At 66.5% G+C, this 17154-nt stretch carries 12 protein-coding genes; 7 read left to right on the top strand and 5 right to left on the bottom strand.

Annotated features, from left to right (window positions below):
- The first annotated feature begins 42 nt into the window (after positions 1 to 42).
- The 7 genes from U5A57_RS06865 to recD all read left to right on the top strand — a co-directional run bounded on the left by U5A57_RS06865 (position 43) and on the right by recD (position 14131).
- On the top strand, positions 43 to 1278 hold the full coding sequence (locus tag U5A57_RS06865) for an autotransporter strand-loop-strand O-heptosyltransferase (RefSeq protein ID WP_321909315.1): 1236 nt from the start codon (positions 43 to 45) through the stop codon (positions 1276 to 1278).
- Between the two features lie 151 nt (positions 1279 to 1429).
- Entirely contained in the window at positions 1430 to 2311 is an 882-nt protein-coding gene (gene ugpA / locus U5A57_RS06860) for a sn-glycerol-3-phosphate ABC transporter permease UgpA (protein WP_321909313.1), read from the top strand.
- A 13-nt stretch (positions 2312 to 2324) separates the two neighbouring features.
- Positions 2325 to 3170 carry a sn-glycerol-3-phosphate ABC transporter permease UgpE gene (gene ugpE, locus U5A57_RS06855; RefSeq protein WP_321909311.1) on the top strand — a complete coding sequence of 282 codons (846 nt, stop codon included), beginning with the start codon at positions 2325 to 2327 and terminating at the stop codon, positions 3168 to 3170.
- Between the two features lie 25 nt (positions 3171 to 3195).
- Positions 3196 to 4287: a sn-glycerol-3-phosphate import ATP-binding protein UgpC gene (locus U5A57_RS06850; RefSeq protein ID WP_321909310.1), complete on the top strand. Its 1092-nt coding sequence runs from the start codon at positions 3196 to 3198 to the stop codon at positions 4285 to 4287.
- 228 nt (positions 4288 to 4515) lie between these two features.
- Positions 4516 to 8100: an exodeoxyribonuclease V subunit gamma gene (recC, locus tag U5A57_RS06845; RefSeq protein WP_321909307.1), complete on the top strand. Its 3585-nt coding sequence runs from the start codon at positions 4516 to 4518 to the stop codon at positions 8098 to 8100.
- The gene (gene recB, locus U5A57_RS06840) at positions 8097 to 11933 is read left to right on the top strand and encodes an exodeoxyribonuclease V subunit beta (RefSeq protein WP_321909305.1); all 3837 of its coding nucleotides are present in this window, start codon (positions 8097 to 8099) and stop codon (positions 11931 to 11933) included. The genes recC and recB overlap by 4 nt, the downstream gene beginning before the upstream one ends.
- On the top strand, positions 11930 to 14131 hold the full coding sequence (gene recD / locus U5A57_RS06835; RefSeq protein WP_321909301.1) for an exodeoxyribonuclease V subunit alpha: 2202 nt from the start codon (positions 11930 to 11932) through the stop codon (positions 14129 to 14131). Before recB ends, recD begins: the two co-directional genes overlap by 4 nt.
- Before the next feature lie 78 nt (positions 14132 to 14209).
- On the opposite strand, the gene U5A57_RS06830 is transcribed toward recD, so the two are convergent.
- The 5 genes from U5A57_RS06830 to U5A57_RS06810 all read right to left on the bottom strand — a co-directional run bounded on the left by U5A57_RS06830 (position 14210) and on the right by U5A57_RS06810 (position 17066).
- A complete protein-coding gene (locus tag U5A57_RS06830; RefSeq protein ID WP_092000433.1) occupies positions 14210 to 14635 on the bottom strand; it encodes an organic hydroperoxide resistance protein in 426 nt (141 codons plus the stop codon).
- Positions 14636 to 14704: 69 nt separating this feature from the next.
- On the bottom strand, positions 14705 to 14833 hold the full coding sequence (locus U5A57_RS06825; RefSeq protein ID WP_321909297.1) for a hypothetical protein: 129 nt from the start codon (positions 14831 to 14833) through the stop codon (positions 14705 to 14707).
- A 93-nt stretch (positions 14834 to 14926) separates the two neighbouring features.
- The gene (locus tag U5A57_RS06820) at positions 14927 to 15493 is read right to left on the bottom strand and encodes a TetR/AcrR family transcriptional regulator (protein WP_321909295.1); all 567 of its coding nucleotides are present in this window, start codon (positions 15491 to 15493) and stop codon (positions 14927 to 14929) included.
- A gap of 102 nt (positions 15494 to 15595) precedes the next feature.
- Positions 15596 to 16231 carry a LysE family translocator gene (locus tag U5A57_RS06815; RefSeq protein ID WP_321909292.1) on the bottom strand — a complete coding sequence of 212 codons (636 nt, stop codon included), beginning with the start codon at positions 16229 to 16231 and terminating at the stop codon, positions 15596 to 15598.
- 112 nt (positions 16232 to 16343) lie between these two features.
- A complete protein-coding gene (locus tag U5A57_RS06810; RefSeq protein ID WP_321909290.1) occupies positions 16344 to 17066 on the bottom strand; it encodes a CerR family C-terminal domain-containing protein in 723 nt (240 codons plus the stop codon).
- Positions 17067 to 17154 lie beyond the last annotated feature (88 nt).

The following is a 17154-nucleotide window of genomic DNA, read 5'->3' as shown; positions in this document are numbered from 1 at the left end:
TACGCTGCGTCGGTTCAACCGTCCCAGCAGCCCGATCGCCCGATGCATCCCTCCACTCACCCCTCTCCAGGCGCCCAGCGCGGCCTCCAGTCCACCGCTTTCGCGCAGCCCGGCCCCCCCGCGCTGGCGGGCCCGGAAGGCATCCGTTACGACTTCAATTTCGGTTGCCGCGTGCAGGTGCCGAAAGACGGCTGGCGTGTGCGCATGCACGATCTCGACACGGCCAATGTGTTGTTCGACGAGGTGTTGCACGCGGGCGAGATCGCCGCGAGCCGCCGCAAATACTATGTGCGCTTCCTGCTGGAGGTATTCGACGGTCCGCGCTGCGTTTTTTCGCATGCCTTCGATGCGGCAGGGCGCCACGTGCGCGTGGAAGTCGGATCGGGCGCGATTGGCGATGCGATCGCCTGGATGCCGGCATTCGAGGTTTTTCGCGCGCGCCATGGGTGTGCGCTGACCGTGCGGATGGCGGCCCCGCTGCATGCGCTGTTCGAGGCGAGCTATCCCGCCATCGCGTTCACGGCTGCCGCTGCCGCCGAAGTTGAAACCGGCGAGCCCGTCTACGCGACTTACCGCGTCGGCGCGTACCGGCCGCTCTCCGACCGCGATCACCAGCCGACCGACCTGCGCGTAAGCAATTTGCAGGACTTCGCTTCGTACATGCTGGGCGTGCCGGCGCTCGAACGCCGCCCGCGCGTTTCCGTCGCGAGCCCCGAGCGTGTCATTGCCGGGCGCTATGTCTGCATCGCCACGCAAGCCTCTTCGCAGTGCAAATACTGGAACAACCCGCATGGCTGGCCGGCGCTCGTCGCGCACCTGTTGGCGCGCGGCTACCGGGTGCTGTGTATCGACCGCGACCGCGAATATGGCTTGCCCGGTGAACTGAACGTCATGCCCGAAGGCGCCGAGGATTTCACGGGCGCGCGAGCGTTGACGGAGCGCGCGAGCCTGCTCGCCCATGCCGACTTTTTCGTGGGCCTTGGCAGCGGGCTCTCGTGGCTCGCATGGGCCGTGGGCGTGCCGGTCGTGCTGATCAGCGGCTTCTCGCACCCGAAGGCGGAATTCCACACGCCGTGGCGCGTGATCAACTTTCACGCCTGCAATAGCTGCTACAACGACACGCGCTACGAGTCCGACGACACCGACTTCGGCTGGTGCCCGCGCCATGCGGGCGACGCGTTCCGCTACCAGTGCACGAAGGCCATTACGCCGGCGCACGTGATCGGCGTGGTGGACCGGCTCATCACCACGCTTGGTGCAACACACCGAGACGAATAGCGTTTCAAACCGCGCTTTGATCCGCACTGTCATGACTCTCGGCTAGAATGCGAACGCGGCGCCGCCCAGGAGGCGGCTCAATTCGATCAACAAGCCGCGCCAACTGGCGTTCGCGCCCAGCCGAACGCCGCCACTCGAGGAGAGTGACGCAATGGAACAACGCTCCCGCTTTGGGGCGAGCCTGCTGCCGTACCTGCTCGTCGGCCCGCAGCTTGCGGTGACCGTGATCTTTTTCCTGTGGCCGGCCGGGGTGGCGCTGCTGCAGTCCACCCAGGCCCAGGACGCCTTCGGCACGTCGTCGGTGTTCGTCGGCTTCGCCAACTTCACGCGGCTCCTGCACGATCCGCTCTATCTGGCCTCGGTCCAGACCACGCTCGTTTTTACGGCGCTCGTCACGTTCGGGGGCCTCGCCATTTCGCTGCTGCTGGCGGCCATGGCGCACCATGTGACGCGCGGCAAGCGCTTCTATCAAACGTTTCTCATCTGGCCGTATGCGGTCGCGCCTGTCATTGCCGCCGTGCTGTGGGGCTTTCTGTTCAACCCGAGCATCGGCCTCGTGACCTTCGCGCTCGCGCGCTTCGGCGTTACGTGGAATCATGCGCTCAACCCCGGCCAGGCCATGACGCTCGTTGTGATCGCATCGGTCTGGCAGCAGATCAGCTACAACTTTCTGTTCTTCTACGCGGGCCTGCAGTCGATTCCGCAATCGCTCTTCGAGGCGGCCGCCATCGACGGCGCGGGGCCCGTGCGGCGCTTCTTCGGCATTGCGTTTCCGCTGCTTTCGCCCACGAGTTTCTTTTTGCTCGTCGTGAACGTGGTCTATGCGCTCTTCGACACCTTCCCCGTGATCGACGCCGCAACGGGCGGCGGCCCCGGCCAGGCCACGCGCACGCTCGTGTACAAGATCTTCGACGAAGGCTTTCGCGGCCTCGACATCGGCAGTTCGGGCGCGCAGTCGGTCGTGCTGATGCTGATCGTCACGGCGCTCACGATCTTCCAGTTCCGCTTCATCGAACGACGCGTGCAGTACTAAGGGGTATGAGCTGATGGTCGAAAACCGCAAATACTTCAACCTGTTCTGCCACGTCATGCTGCTGCTCGGCGTGGCGGTGGTGGCCTTCCCCGTGTACGTGGCGTTTTGCGCCGCCACGATGAACGAGAAAGAAGTCTTCTCGGTGCCGCTCTCGCTCGTGCCGAGCACACACCTGTTCGCGAACATGGCCACCGTGTGGAACGTGGGCACGGGCAGCGCCGCGAGCCCGTTCGGCGCGATGCTCCTGAACAGCGTCATTACGGCGCTCGTGATTTCAGTAGGCAAGATCGCCATTTCGATCATCTCGGCCTATGCGATCGTGTTCTTTCGCTTTCCGTTCCGGCGTCTCGCGTTCTGGCTGATCTTCGTGACGCTCATGCTGCCCGTGGAAGTGCGCATCTTCCCCACGGTGCAGGTTGCGGCCACGCTGCATCTCACGAACACCTACGCGGGCCTCACGCTGCCGCTCATCGCTTCGGCCACCGCCACGTTCCTGTTCCGCCAGTTCTTCCTCACGCTGCCCAACGAACTGATCGAGGCCGCGCGTATCGACGGCGCGGGTCCGCTGCGTTTCTTTTGGGACGTGGTGTTGCCGCTATCCAAAACGAACATCGCGTCGCTGTTCGTCATTACGTTTATTTTCGGCTGGAACCAGTATCTGTGGCCGATCCTCATGTCGAGCACGGCCTCGATGACGACCGCCGTGGTGGGCATCAAGAGCATGATTTCGAGCGGCGACGCGGCCACGCAATGGCATCTCGTGATGTGCGCGACGATGATCGCCATGCTGCCGCCGCTCGTGGTGGTGCTGGCCATGCAGCGCTGGTTCGTGCGCGGCCTCGTGGATGTGGAGAAATAAGCATGAATGCAATTCGGGAGACGGCATGGCGGCATTGAGCATACGGGGCGTCACGAAGTCATACGACGGCGCGCAACAGGTGTTGCACGGCATCGACGTGCAGGTGGCGGACGGCGAATTCATGGTGCTCGTCGGCCCGTCGGGCTGCGGGAAGTCGACGCTGCTGCGCATGGTGGCGGGCCTGGAGACCATCACGTCGGGCGAGATCGCCATCGGCGAGAAGGTGGTCAATCGCGTGGAGCCCAAGGATCGCGACATTGCGATGGTGTTCCAGAACTACGCGCTTTATCCGCACATGACGGTTGCGCGCAACATGGGCTACAGCCTCAAGTTGCAGGGGCTCGACCGCGCAGCGATTGATGCGCGCGTGGCGGCGGCCGCTGAAATCCTGGAACTGGGCAAGCTGCTGGAGCGCAAGCCGCGCGAGCTTTCGGGCGGGCAGCGCCAGCGCGTGGCGATGGGCCGCGCGATCGTGCGCGAGCCTTCGGTGTTTCTGTTCGACGAGCCGCTCTCGAACCTCGACGCGAAGCTGCGCGTGCAGATGCGCCTTGAAATCCAGCGTCTGCATGCGCGTCTACGCACGACGAGCCTTTATGTCACGCACGACCAGATCGAGGCGATGACGCTCGCGCAGCGCGTGATGGTGCTCAACGGCGGGCGCGCGGAGCAGATCGGCACGCCCAGCGAAGTGTACGACCGGCCCGCTTCGATGTTCGTGGCGAGCTTCATCGGCTCGCCGGCCATGAACCTGCTGCGCGGGCGCGTGAGCGACGACGGCCAGCGCTTCGAAATCGAGGGCAACGGGCCGCATCTGCCGCTTGGCGATGCGCCGGCCTGGCTGCCGAAGGGTGCGCCATGCGTGCTGGGCGTGCGGCCCGAGCATATGCACGCGCGCGGCGCCAACGAGCCGGTCACGCTCGAAGTCGAGACCTGCGAATTGCTCGGCGCGGACAACCTCGCGCACGGCCGCTGGGGCAGCGCCGATGTGGTGGTGCGCCTGCCGCACGAAACGCGGCCCACGCCCGGCGAGCGGCTGGCGGTGCACTTGCCGCCGGCGCGCCTGCATTTCTTCGATCCGGCTACCGGTAAGCGCCTGGGCCCGGCCGCGACGGCCTGACGAGGCTGGCACCCAAACCGCGGCCTGCGCGCGAATGCGCCGCTCGCCGCGGTCCCGATTGTCGTAAACTGTCGCATCACGCGGGCGCAATGCCGCCTGCGCAATTCGTATCGGTAAGTACCGGCACCCAACACGAACTGGCGACATGGCCGCAATCCCTTTTCTTCGCTTTCTCGCCCAGCCTGCCCAACGCGTGCCCAATGTGCGCCACGCGCGCCGGAGCCTCGCTTGAGCGCGCGCGAACTGCCCACGGGGCTGATGCTCGTTCATGGCAATCAGCCCGAGCGCATGCGCGACCTGATCGTGCACTGGATCGGCCAGAACCCGGTCGCGCCGCTCGAAAAAGAAATGTTCCTCGTGCAGAGCAACGGCATCGCGCAGTGGCTCAAGCTCGCGTTCGCCGCCGACCCTGAGGAGGGCGGTTGCGGTATCGCGGCGGCGTTCGAAATGTCGCTGCCGTCGCGCTTCCTGTGGCAGGTGTATCGCGCGGTGCTCGGCAACGACGCGGTGCCCGCGGTCTCGCCGTTCGACAAGTCGCGCCTCGTCTGGCGTCTCATGCGCATGCTGCCGGCGCTGCTCGACGAGCCTGGTTATGAGCCGCTCAAACGCTTCATGGCCAACGACGAGGACCAGCGCAAGTGCTTCCAGCTCGCGCAGCGCGTGGCGGATTTGCTCGACCAGTACCAGGTCTATCGCGCGGACTGGCTCGCCGCGTGGGCCGCGAATGAGGACGTGCTGATCGATGCGCGCAACGTGCGTACGCCGCTGCCCGAGGAGGCGCGCTGGCAGGCCGCGCTTTGGCGCGCGCTGCTCGCGGACGTGAGCGCGCAGGCACCGGACGGCATCGGCCTGCGCGACACGGGCCGTGCCGCCGTGCACGAGGCATTCATGGCGCGCGCGCAGTCGTGGCAGGAGGGCGACGCGCGGCCGAAGGGGCTGCCGCGCCGCCTCGTCGTATTCGGCATTTCGAGCCTCGCGCGCCAGTCGGTCGAAGTGCTCGCGGCGCTCGCGCGCTGGAGCCAGGTGCTGATGTGCGTGCACAACCCCTGCATGCACTACTGGGCCGACATCGTCGCCGACCAGGACCTGCTGCGCGCGCGCCACGCACGCCAGCGCCGCCGCGCGGGCGCGCCGGACCAGCTCGACGAGGCGCAGCTGCATCTGCATTCGCAGCCGCTGCTCGCGGCGTGGGGCAAACAGGGGCGCGATTTCATCGGCCTGCTCGACGAATACGATAGCGACGAAGCGCGCGAGACCTACACGCCGCATTTCACGCGCATTGGCCAGCGTATCGATCTGTTCGACGGCGAAGACGCGCTCACGTTGCTCTCGCAGTTGCAGGACGACATTCGCGATCTGCGTCCGCTTGGCGAGACGCGCGAGCACTGGGAGCCTGTCGACGTACAGGAGGACGAATCAATTCGCTTTCACGTTGCGCATAGCGCGCAACGCGAAGTGGAGATTCTGCACGATCGCCTGCTAGCCGCGTTTGCGGCGGACCCGACGCTGCGGCCGCGCGACGTGATCGTGATGGTGCCCGACATCGAGGTCTACGCGCCGCATATTCAGGCCGTGTTCGGCCTGCTCGACGGCAACGACCCGCGCAGTATCCCGTTCAGCGTGGCCGACCGCGCGCAGCGCGCGTTCGACCCGCTCATCGGCGCGCTGGAAATGCTGCTGTCGCTGCCGTACTCGCGCGTGACGGTGAGCGACGTGCTCGACCTGCTCGAAGTGCCGGCCGTACGCGCACGCTTTGGCATCGATGTCGAAGACGTGCCGACGTTGCGCAACTGGATCGACGGCGCAAATATCCGCTGGGGACTGCACGCGGGCCAGCGCGCGAGCCTCGGGCTGCCCCAGGCCGACGAACTGAACGCGCCCAATAGCTGGGCGTTCGGCTTGCGGCGCATGCTGCTGGGCTACGCCGCGGGCGAGCGCGCGGGAGCATGGCGCGACATCGAGCCGTATAGCGAAATCGGCGGCCTGGACGCCGCGTTGCTGGGCCCGCTCACGCGCCTCGTGGATGCGCTCGATCACGCATGGCGCACGCTGCGCGAGCCGGCCACGGTGGACGCGTGGTGCGAACGTCTGCGCGACTTGAAGGCGGCCTTTTTCGCGGCCCAGGACGAAGACGCCTACACACTCGACCGCCTCGACGGCGCGCTCGAAACGTGGCGCGAAGCCTGCGACGAAGCCGCGCTCACGCAGGCGTTGCCGCTTGCCATCGTCGCGGAGAACTGGCTCGCGGCGCTCGAAGGCGGCGGCCTCTCGCAGCGCTTCTTCGCGGGCGCGGTGACGTTCGCCACGCTCATGCCGATGCGGGCCATTCCGTTCCGGCGCGTGTGCCTGCTCGGCATGAACGACGGCGATTATCCGCGCAGCCGCACGCCGCTCGACTTCGACCTCATGCGCCGCGACTACCGCCCGGGCGACCGCTCGCGCCGCGAAGACGACCGCTATCTGTTCCTCGAGGCGCTGCTCTCGGCGCGCGACCATCTGCACGTTTCGTGGATCGGCCGCAGCGTGACCGACAACACGCCGCGCCCGCCTTCGGTGCTGGTGGGGCAGTTGCGCGATCATCTGAAGGCCGGCTGGCGGCTCGAAGGCGAGGAAGATGCCGATGGGGACGCGCTGCTCGAAGCGTTGACCATTGAGCATCGCTTGCAGCCATTCAGCCCCGACTATTTTCCGCCGCGTCCGGAAGAGGCCACGCTCTACACCTATGCGCACGAGTGGGCCAAGCCCGCTGACGCGCGGCCCGCAGCCGAAGCCAACGCTCAAGTGCTCGCGCCCGCCGAACGCGACGAGCCGCTTTCGATTCGCGAGCTTGGCGAATTTCTGCGCGAGCCGGTGCGCAGCTTCTTCCGGCAGCGTCTGCGCGTGGCCTTCGAAAGCGAAGACGCCGCGAGCGAGAATCACGAGCCCTTCGAGGTGGATGCGTTGCAGGCGTGGCAGTTGCAAAACGAGCTGATCCGCGCGCAGGTCAAGGCGATGGAGCGCGGCGAAGACGATCTCGAACCGGCCGCGCTTGCGCGCCTCGAGCGCATGCACCGCAGTGGCGATCTTGCGACGGGCGGCTTTGGCGAAGTGATCGGCGAAGAACTGCTTGCGCCCATGCCCGAGCTGTTCGCCGAATATCGCAAGGCGCTCGCGCGCTGGCCCGAGCCGCTCGAGCATCAATACGAAATTCGTCTCGATGCGATGCTGGAAGGCCGCACCGTTTCGCTAGACGACTGGCTCGGCGATTTGCGCGCGGGTCCGGAAGGCGCGCTTGGCCGCGTGATTCTGGAGCCGGGCACGGTCGTGAAGGACGGCCGTTATCGAAGCGATCGTCTCGTGCCGTATTGGGTCGCGCACGTTGCCGCACAGATCGCGGCCGGGCCGGTGACCACGGTAATCGTGAGCAAGGTTGGCGTGGCAGAGTTTGCGCCGCTCGATGCGCAGGTTGCGCGCGACTATCTGCTCGCGTTGCTTGCCGCGTGGGACGATGGCGCGCGCCGGCCCCTGCCGCTGGCGGTGAAGACGGCGTTTGCGTGGCTGCGCAAGTTGCCGGACAGCTTCGACGGCGCGCGCGCCACGGTGCCGGCCGAAGCGTGGGAAGCCGCGTGCGCGGCATATGAAGGCAATGGACGCACGCCCGGCGAGCGCGAGACGAATCCGTATCTGCGCCGCGCCTTCCCCGATTTCGAGGCGCTTGCCGCCCACGACGATTTCATCACGCTCGCCACGACGCTGTTGCTGCCGGCGAGCCGCGCGCCGCTCAAGTCGTCGCGTGCGAAGCGGGCCTCGAGCGAGGCAGGAGAAACGGCATGAATCCGCTCGGGACCATGGATGCACACGCGCTGGAGCCGCTGCGCTTCCCGCTTTACGGCAGCCGCCTGATCGAAGCCAGTGCGGGCACCGGCAAGACCTTCACGATCGCCATGTTGTACGTGCGCCTCGTGCTGGGTCACGGCGCGCTCAACGCGGCAAGTGGCGAGACGGATGCCGATGACGAGACGCGCACGGCAGGCCGCGCGCTCACGCCGCCAGAGATTCTCGTGGTGACGTTTACCGACGCGGCGACGAAGGAGCTGCGCGAGCGCATTCGCGCGCGCCTCATCGAAGCGGCCGAGTGCTTTCGCGTGGAGCCGGAAGACGTGCCAGAGCGGGAGCCCGGCGTCGACCTGTTGCACGATCTGCGTGAAGAATACTCGCCGGATCAGTGGCCGGCCTGCGCGCGGCGCCTGCAACTCGCGGCCGAATGGATGGACGAGGCTGCCGTCTCGACGATCCACGGCTGGTGCAACCGCATGCTGAGCGAGCACGCGTTCGACAGCGACAGCCTCTTTTCGCAGACGCTCGAAACCGACCAGACGGAATTGCGCGCCGAAGTCGTGCGCGACTACTGGCGCACCTTCATGGCGCCGCTCGACGCGGCGAGCGCCGCCGAAGTGAGAGCATGGTTCGCGAGTCCGGACGAATTGCACAACGCAATACGCGGGCTGCTTCCCCACGCTGATCTTTTGCCGGAGGCAAGCGACCCTGGCGCTGCGCTCGCAGACGCCCGCAGACGCGCGCGCGACGAACTCGAAACGCTGAAGGCGCCGTGGCCCGTCTGGATCGACGAGGTCGAGGCGCTGCTGAACGCGGCGCGTGCGGCCAAACAGTTCGACGCCAGAAAGCTGAATTCGAAGCACAGCGAAACGTGGATCGGCAAGCTGCGCGACTGGGCCAACGATCCCGAATCCGCGCACCCGGGCTTCGACGACAAGGCGGCCGTGTGGACGCGCCTCACGCCCGACGGCCTCGCCGAAATCTGGGTGAAGGGGGAACCGCCGGACCATGCGGCCTTCGTGGCGATGCAAACGTTGCGCGAGTCGCTGGCCGCGCCGCCCGAGGCGAAGCAGGACCTGCTGTGCCACGCCGCGCGCTGGGTGGCGCGCCGCTTCGAGGAGGAAGAAGCGCGCCGCTCGCAAATGGGCTTCGACGATCTGCTCACCCGGCTGCGCGCGGCCCTGCAGCGCGAGAACGGTGCGCGTCTGGCGGAAATCATCCGCAAGCAGTACCCGGTCGCGCTCATCGACGAGTTTCAGGACACGGACCCGGTCCAGTACCAGATCTTCGATGCGGTCTACCGCATTGCCGAGAACGACACTGAAACGGCAATCGTCCTGATCGGCGACCCGAAGCAGGCGATCTATGCGTTTCGCGGCGCGGATATCTACACCTACCTGCGCGCGCGCCGTGCCTGCGAAGGGCGGCTCTATACGCTCAAGAAGAATTTCCGCTCCACGCGCGCGATGGTCGAGGCGGTGAACCGCTGTTTCGAGGCGGCGGAATCGCGGCCCGAGGGCAGCGGTGCGTTTTTGTTTCGCAGCCCTGATGGACGCGAGAACGCGTTGCCGTTCGTTGCCGCCGATGCACATGGACGTGCCGAGAAGCTGGTCGCTGCCGGCGCGGCGCTGCCCGCGCTCAACGTTTTCTGGATGCCGCCTGCCGCGGAGGGCAAGCCGCTCAGCAAGGGCGCGTATCTCGCGGGCATGGCGGGGAGCTGTGCGACCGAGATGGTGCGCCTGCTCAACCTCGGTCAGGAACATGCAGCGGGTTTCTCGGGCGAACACGGCATGCGGCCGTTGCAGCCGGCCGACATGGCCGTGCTCGTCAACAACCGCAGCGAAGCGCAGGCGATACGCGAAGCACTGGCCGCGCGCGGCGTGCGCAGCGTCTATCTCTCGGATCGCGATTCGGTCTACCAGACGCCGCAGGCGGAAGAGCTGCGCTACTGGCTGGCGGCCTGCGCCGAGCCCGACGACGGCCGCCTCGTGCGCACGGCGCTCGCTACGCCCACGCTGGGGCTCGAATGGGCCGAACTCGACCGGCTCGGGCACGACGAGATCGCGTGGGAGTCGCGCGTGCTGCAGTTCCGCGAGTACCGCGAATGCTGGCGCAGGAAGGGCGTGCTGCCGATGTTGCGCCGCCTCTTCAACGATTTCCATGTGCCGCAGCGCTTGCTTGGCGACGCGGCTGGCGCAGGACTCAACGGCGAGCGCGCGCTCACGAACCTGCTGCATCTCGCCGAACTGCTGCAACAGGCGAGCACGCAGCTCGATGGCGAACACGCGTTGATCCGCTATCTCGACGAGCAGCGCGAAGACGAAAGCGCAGGCGGCGGGGGCGACGCACGCCAGTTGCGTCTGGAGAGCGACGCGGGGCTCGTGCAGGTGGTCACGATTCACAAGTCGAAGGGTCTCGAATACCCACTCGTGTTTTTGCCGTTCGCGTGCGCGCACCGCGCCGTCAAGCCCGACGACGTGCCGTTCAAGTGGCACGACGACGCAGGCGAATTGCGCGTGACGCTCGAGGCGGACCCGCGCGTGCTGAGTCAGGCCGATCGCGAACGCCTCGGCGAAGATCTGCGCAAACTCTACGTTGCGCTGACGCGCGCGCGTTACGCGACGTGGGTCGGCTACGGACCGGTGCAGGGCGTCGAGGCGAGTGCATTCGGTTATCTCATGGGGGGCGGCGCGGCGATTCCTGCTGAGGAAACCGAAGCATTGCTCGACGCGTTGCGCGGACCGTGCGCGGATATCGCAGTGGCGAGCGCTCCCGAAGCGCGTCGCGACGTGCTCGCGCTGCGCGACACCGGCGCCGTGCGCGGCGAGGCGCGCACGCTTGGCTCACGCGAGCGCGAACGCTGGTGGATCGCGAGCTATTCGAGCCTGAAGACGGTCGAAACGTCGATCGGGTCGGGCGTTCCCGTCGAAGCGGACGACTCGCGCGGCGCGCCCGACACGCGCAGCGAGGACGTGTTCCTCGAACTGCTCGATGCGAGCGTGCCACCCGAGGACGACGAAGCGCTCGCGAGCGCGGGGCAAACGCTCGTCGCCCCCGCGCTCGCGCCGATGCACGGCTTCGAGCGCGGCGCGGACGCAGGCACCTTCCTGCACGAACTGATGGAGTGGGCGGCCAACGAAGGCTTCGCCGAAATCGCGCAAGACGAAGCGCGCGTGCGCGACATGGTGGCGCGCCGTTGCAGCGTGCGCGGCTGGTCGCACTGGATCGAAACGCTTACGGCGTGGATGCTGGAACTCGTGCGCACGCCGCTGCGCCTGCCCGATATCAAAGGCGAGCGCGTGTCGAGCGTGGCGTTCGCGCAGTTCGCGCCCGGTGCGTACATGGCCGAACTGGAGTTCTGGGTCACGGCCCATGCCGTGGATACGCTGGCAATCGATGCGCTCGTCACTGAATTCACACTGGATGGCGAGGCGCGCCCCGCGCTCGACGCTGCCACGCTCAACGGCATGCTCAAGGGCTTCATGGATCTCGTGTTCGAACACGAAGGCCGCTACTACGTGGCCGACTACAAGTCGAACTGGCTCGGTCCCGACGACGCTTCGTACACGAGCGCGAAAATGCGCGCGCAGATTCTCCACTCGCGTTACGAGCTGCAATACGTGCTCTATTTGTTCGCGCTGCACCGGCTGCTCAAGGCGCGCTTGCCCGATTACGACTACGACCGCCACGTGGGCGGGGCCGTGTATCTGTTCCTGCGTGGCGGCCGCGCGCCGGGGCAGGGGCTGCATTGCGAGCGGCCGCCGCGTGAGTTGATCGAACGACTCGACGCGCTCTTCGCGCGTCGCAACGCGCTGGAGGACGTGGCATGACGAGGCGCCGCACCAAAGGGCAGGACGGCCTCACCGGCGATCTGTTCGAGAATCTGGACATGCCGGAGATCGAGCCGCAACCGGGGCGGGGCGCCGCGCGCGAAACGGCCGTGCACATGCTCGGTGTGCTCGACAACTGGGTGGAGCGCGGATGGCTGCGTACGCTCGATGCCGCATTCGCGCGCTTTCTGTGGACCGAAGCGCCGCACAGCGAGCCGTTGTTGCTGCTCGCGGCCGCGCTGGCGAGCCATCAGCTCGGGCGCGGTCATGTGTGTCTCGACCTGAAGGCCACACTGGAAGATCCCGCGTTCGCGCTTTCCCTGCCGCCCGATGGACCGCAGGTGCTGGCCGCGGTGCCGGCGCAGCCGCCTGCCGAAGTGCTGGCGGGCGTCACGCTCGCGCAATGGCGCGCGGCGCTCGCCGCGCCCGATCTGGCCAGCGAAGAGACCGCGGCTACCGACATTGCGCAAGGCAACGCGCCGCTCGTGCTCGTGGGCACGCGGCTTTATTTGCGGCGCTACTGGCAATACGAGCAGGACGTGCGCGAGGGGATCGAGCGCCGGCTTGGCCGCGCCGCACGGCTCGAAGCCGCGCTGCCGCTCGACGTCGCGCGCGCGGCGCTCGACGCGCTGTTCGCGCCGCGCAGCGGCGAGACACGCGCCGCCGACTGGCAAAAGCTCGCCTGCGCGCTCGCCGCGCGCAGCGCGTTCAGTATCGTCACAGGCGGCCCGGGCACAGGCAAAACGACCACGGTCGTGAGATTGTTGGCACTCCTGCAAACACTCGCGCTGGGCCGTGCGGCGCAGGGAACGCCTGCCACGCGGCCTTTGCGCATTCGGCTCGCCGCGCCCACCGGCAAGGCCGCGGCACGTTTGAACGAATCGATTGCGGGCGCGGTCGAGCGGCTGCCGTTCGACGCGCTGCAGGCGCATGTCGATGCTGAGGCGCTGCGCAAAGCGATTCCGACCGTCGTGACCACGCTGCATCGCGTGCTCGGCACGCGGCCCGGCAGCCGGCGCTTCCGCCACGACGCTGCGAACCCGCTGCCTGTCGATGTACTCGTGATCGACGAGGCCTCGATGGTGGACCTCGAAATGATGGCCGCCGTGCTCGACGCGCTGCCGCCCACCGCGCGGCTCATCCTGCTTGGCGACAAGGATCAGCTCGCGTCGGTCGAAGCGGGCGCGGTGCTCGGCGAACTGTGCGATCGGGCGCGCGAAGGCCATTACACGCAAGCGTCGCGCGCGTGGCTCGAAGCGGCCACCGGCGAGCGTATCGAAGCCGCCATGCTCGACGCGCACGGCCTGCCGCTCGACCAGGCCATTGCGATGCTGCGCGAGAGCCATCGTTTTGCATCGGAAAGCGGTATCGGCGCGCTGGCCGAACTCGTCAACACCGGCGACGCCGTGGGTGTCGCGAAGATCTGGTCACGCGGCTACGAGGATCTCGCGCGGCTCGTGTGTCCCGCCGACGATGACGGCCCGTTGCGCGCGCTGATCGTCGATGGCCGCGTGGGCGAGCAAAGCGCCGCCCAGCGCCAGGGCTACCGGCACTACCTGGAAACGATGCGAACGACCCGGCCCGAACCCGGCGCCACGACCGATGCGCTGTCCACCTGGGCCGCGGGCGTGCTCAAGGCGCACGGCGCGTTCCAACTTCTGTGCGCGCTGCGGCGCGGTCCGTGGGGCGTCGAAGGCCTGAACCGGCGCGTCGCGCGCCTGCTGCAGGAAGAAGGACTCATCGAACCGCACGGCGACTGGTATGCGGGCCGGCCCGTGCTCGTCATGCACAACGACTACGAGCTTGGGCTCATGAACGGCGATATCGGCATCGCGCTGGCGTTGCCCGTTGCGGCAGGCGAGCCGCCCGTGTTGCGCGTGGCGTTCCCGGCGGGCGACGGTTCGGGCGGCGTGAAGTGGGTGTCGCCGAGCCGCCTGCAAGGCGTGGAAACCGTGTTCGCGCTCACCGTCCACAAATCGCAGGGCTCGGAGTTCACGCACGCCGCGCTCGTGCTGCCCGATACGTACAGCCCCATTCTCACGCGCGAACTCGTCTACACCGGCATCACGCGTGCGCGGTCGTTTCTTACGCTGGCTGTGCCCGAGGGCCGTTCCGTGCTCGATCGCGCGGTGCTCGCCAAGGTGCAGCGCGCAAGCGGCCTCATGGCAGGGCTCGCGCGCGACGCGCAGGCCGCGTGAGCGGTAAGCAAAACAGTCGAGGGCCGCTTATGGCGACCCTCGACTTGTGCTGCATCTCGCTCGCGTGGAGCGTGACGCTTAAACGATCGTGAGCGTCACGTCGATGTTGCCGCGCGTGGCGTTCGAGTACGGGCACACGATATGGGCCTTGTCGACAAGCGCCTGGGCGGCCGCGCGGTCCATGCCGGGCAGCGAAATCTTCAGTTCGACTTCAATGCCGAAGCCATTCGGAATCTGGCCGATGCCCACGTTGCCGGTGATCGAAAGATCGGCGGGCAGGGCGATCTTGTCGCGTGCCGAGACGAACTTCATCGCACCGATGAAGCACGCGCTATAGCCCGCGGCGAAGAGCTGCTCGGGGTTCGTGCCGTCGCCGCCCGCGCCGCCGAGTTCGCGCGGCGTGGTGAGCTTGAGGTCCAGATGGCTGGCGGGGATGACGGCGCGGCCATCGCGGCCGCCGGTGACGTTGGCTTCGGCGCGGTAGAGGACTTTTTCGATCGACATGACAGGCTCCTTTGAGCAAAGACGGCTCGGTAAAGGTAAATAAGGGTACGGCGGAGTACAGCGTCCAATTTACTGGTGGAAGGCGACAGCCATGTGCACCAGGGTCCAGCAGAAGAGCAGCGCTTGCGAATTTCCGGTCGTCAGCTTTTGCATTCTATCTATTGCCAGATAGATTTCCGGCCGTCGAAACACACTCATGATGCTCCTCCTTTTAGCTATCTATCAGAAGATAGAATAAAGGGGCTAATAAAAGAGGCGGCTAGCCGCCCCGCATTACGGGCAAAAAATCCTTCACTGCGCCACGCGCCACATGGCTTCGACATCTTCGAGGCGCGACTTCGTATGAAACAAGCGGCTTGCCAGCACGCTGCCCTGCAAGGCCGCGAACAACGTGCGGGCCGCGCTTTCGGGCTTGCCCTTCACGACCAGCGTGCCTTCTTTCGCGCCCTGGGCCAGCACCTCGGCCAGCCAGTTTTCGTTGGCGCGGAAGAATGCCTGCACAGCCTGACGCACTGTTTCCGGCAGCGACTCGATGTCGGCGGCCAGCATGCCGCACAGGCAGATCTGGTGGCCGTCGCCGAGCGTCTTGCCGAAGAGCCGCGTGTACGTAGCGAGCTTTTCGCGCGCCGGGAGCGCTGCGTCGATCGACTGCAATCCCGCCATGACTTCGCCGCTGTACTGACTCACCGCCTCCAGCACCAGGTCGTCTTTCGACGGGAAGTAATAGTGGATGCTCGACGTTTTCACGCCCACCAGCTCAGACAGGTCGCGGTAGCTGAACCCGTTGTACCCCCGCAGCATCATGAGCGTGATGGCGTGGTCCAGAACCTGCTCCCGCACTGTCAACTTCGTATCCATGGACTCTAATTTATCTACTGGAAGATAGATTGTCAAGCGCCTCATGCAAAAAAATTTCGGGGCGCCGGGCGCGACCGCTGGGCCGCGTCCGGCAGGGCAGTGTCAGATACCGCGATGTCCAGCGCTGAAAACAAGGCGCAGGCCCAGCGCCGCAATGGCGCCAGCGGCAATGCGGTCGATCCAGCCTTTGGCGCGCAGGTAGAGATCGCGCGGACGCTGGCTCGAAAAGCACAGCGCGACGACCGTATACCAGCCGGTTTCGATCGCGAACACGAGCGGCGGCAACGCGAAGTAGCACCACAGCGGCGGGTTATGCGGCAGGAGCGCTACGAAGATGCCGCCATAGGCAATGGCCGTTTTCGGGTTGCTCAACTGGGTGGTCAGGCCGCTCCAGTACGACTTGCCGGGGCGCTCGTCCGCTGCGGCCGTCTTGCTTACCGTGACCGGCGTGCCGGCGCCGCGCCAGATGCGCGAAGCGATATAGAGCAGATAGGCGCCGCCCGCAATCTTGAGCGCAGCGTACAGCCAGGCCACGGTGGCGAGCAGGGTGTAGAGCCCGGCGAGCGCGATGCCCGCGAAGCAGATCGCACCCGTGCCCATGCCGAGCGCAGTGGCGACGCCGTCACGGCGCGATAAACCGATCGAGTTGCGCGCGACGAGTACGAAGCTCGGGCCAGGGCTCATGGCCCCGAGTAGAACGGCGAGGAGAATGCTGGCAACGGCGGCGAGAGGAGACATGCTGGCGGCTCCATGCGAGAGGGAATCCCGAACACTAACATGCGCAGCAACGCGCCGCGAGGGCTCCCCGCTGGCGCCGCAGGCGTGTGCCGGCCGCCTGAATAATGCTTAGTTATTCTGAGCGATTGTGCTTGTCGCGCTCGCGATTCCAGTGGTGCAGCAGCACACGCGTTTGTTCCGCGATGCTCGCCTTCAGGAAGTCGGCCTTCGCGCGGTCGATGTCGTCCCAGCCTAGCATCGTGAGCGTGGAGCGGCGCGCGATGAAGAACAGCAGAAACTGCCCGTACAAACTGAACATGCGCACCACGGTGAGCGGATCGTCGGCCGGCATGCCGGTAATGCGCTCGAGCAGTTGCACGTTGATGGTGTTCAGCGGCGTGCGCACGCGCTCACGCAGGATTTCCGAGCCGATCTCCGGCTCGCCGCCGCCCTGTTCGCGCGCGAAGAAGAGGCGCTGGTCCGGCCCGTGCTGCTTGACGAAGGAACGGTCGGCCACGGCCGACTGGATGTCGATGAACGCGTCGATCAGCGCTTCGATGTCCGCGTTGCGTTCGAGCGCAACGCGTGCGCGCTGCACGGCCGGCGCAAACGACTGCCACGACTCGTCGGCGATCCACTCCGCGCAGGCGCGGTAGAGGCCTTCCTTGTTCTCGAAGTAATACTGCAGCGCCGGCGCGTTCACCCCCGCGCGCGCGGCGATATCGCGCGTGGAGGCGCCGTCGAAGCCGTGCTGCCCGAACAGGCTGATCGCCGCCTCGATGATCTTGCGGCGTGTCTCGTCGCCACGCGCATAGCCTCCTTCGGGCGAACGTCGCAGTTTCTTACCTTCGCTCATGCATTTCCTTTCGTATCCCTGCGAAATATAACACTTGACACAGTTTTTCCAAGTGGAATAATTTTGCCGACTGGAATAAATTGAGAAA

This window comes from Paraburkholderia sp. J11-2, from assembly GCF_905220185.1.
Lineage (GTDB): Bacteria > Pseudomonadota > Gammaproteobacteria > Burkholderiales > Burkholderiaceae > Paraburkholderia.
The sequence above is the reverse complement of the archived record's forward strand: the minus strand, read 5'-3'. Positions and strand labels throughout refer to the sequence as shown.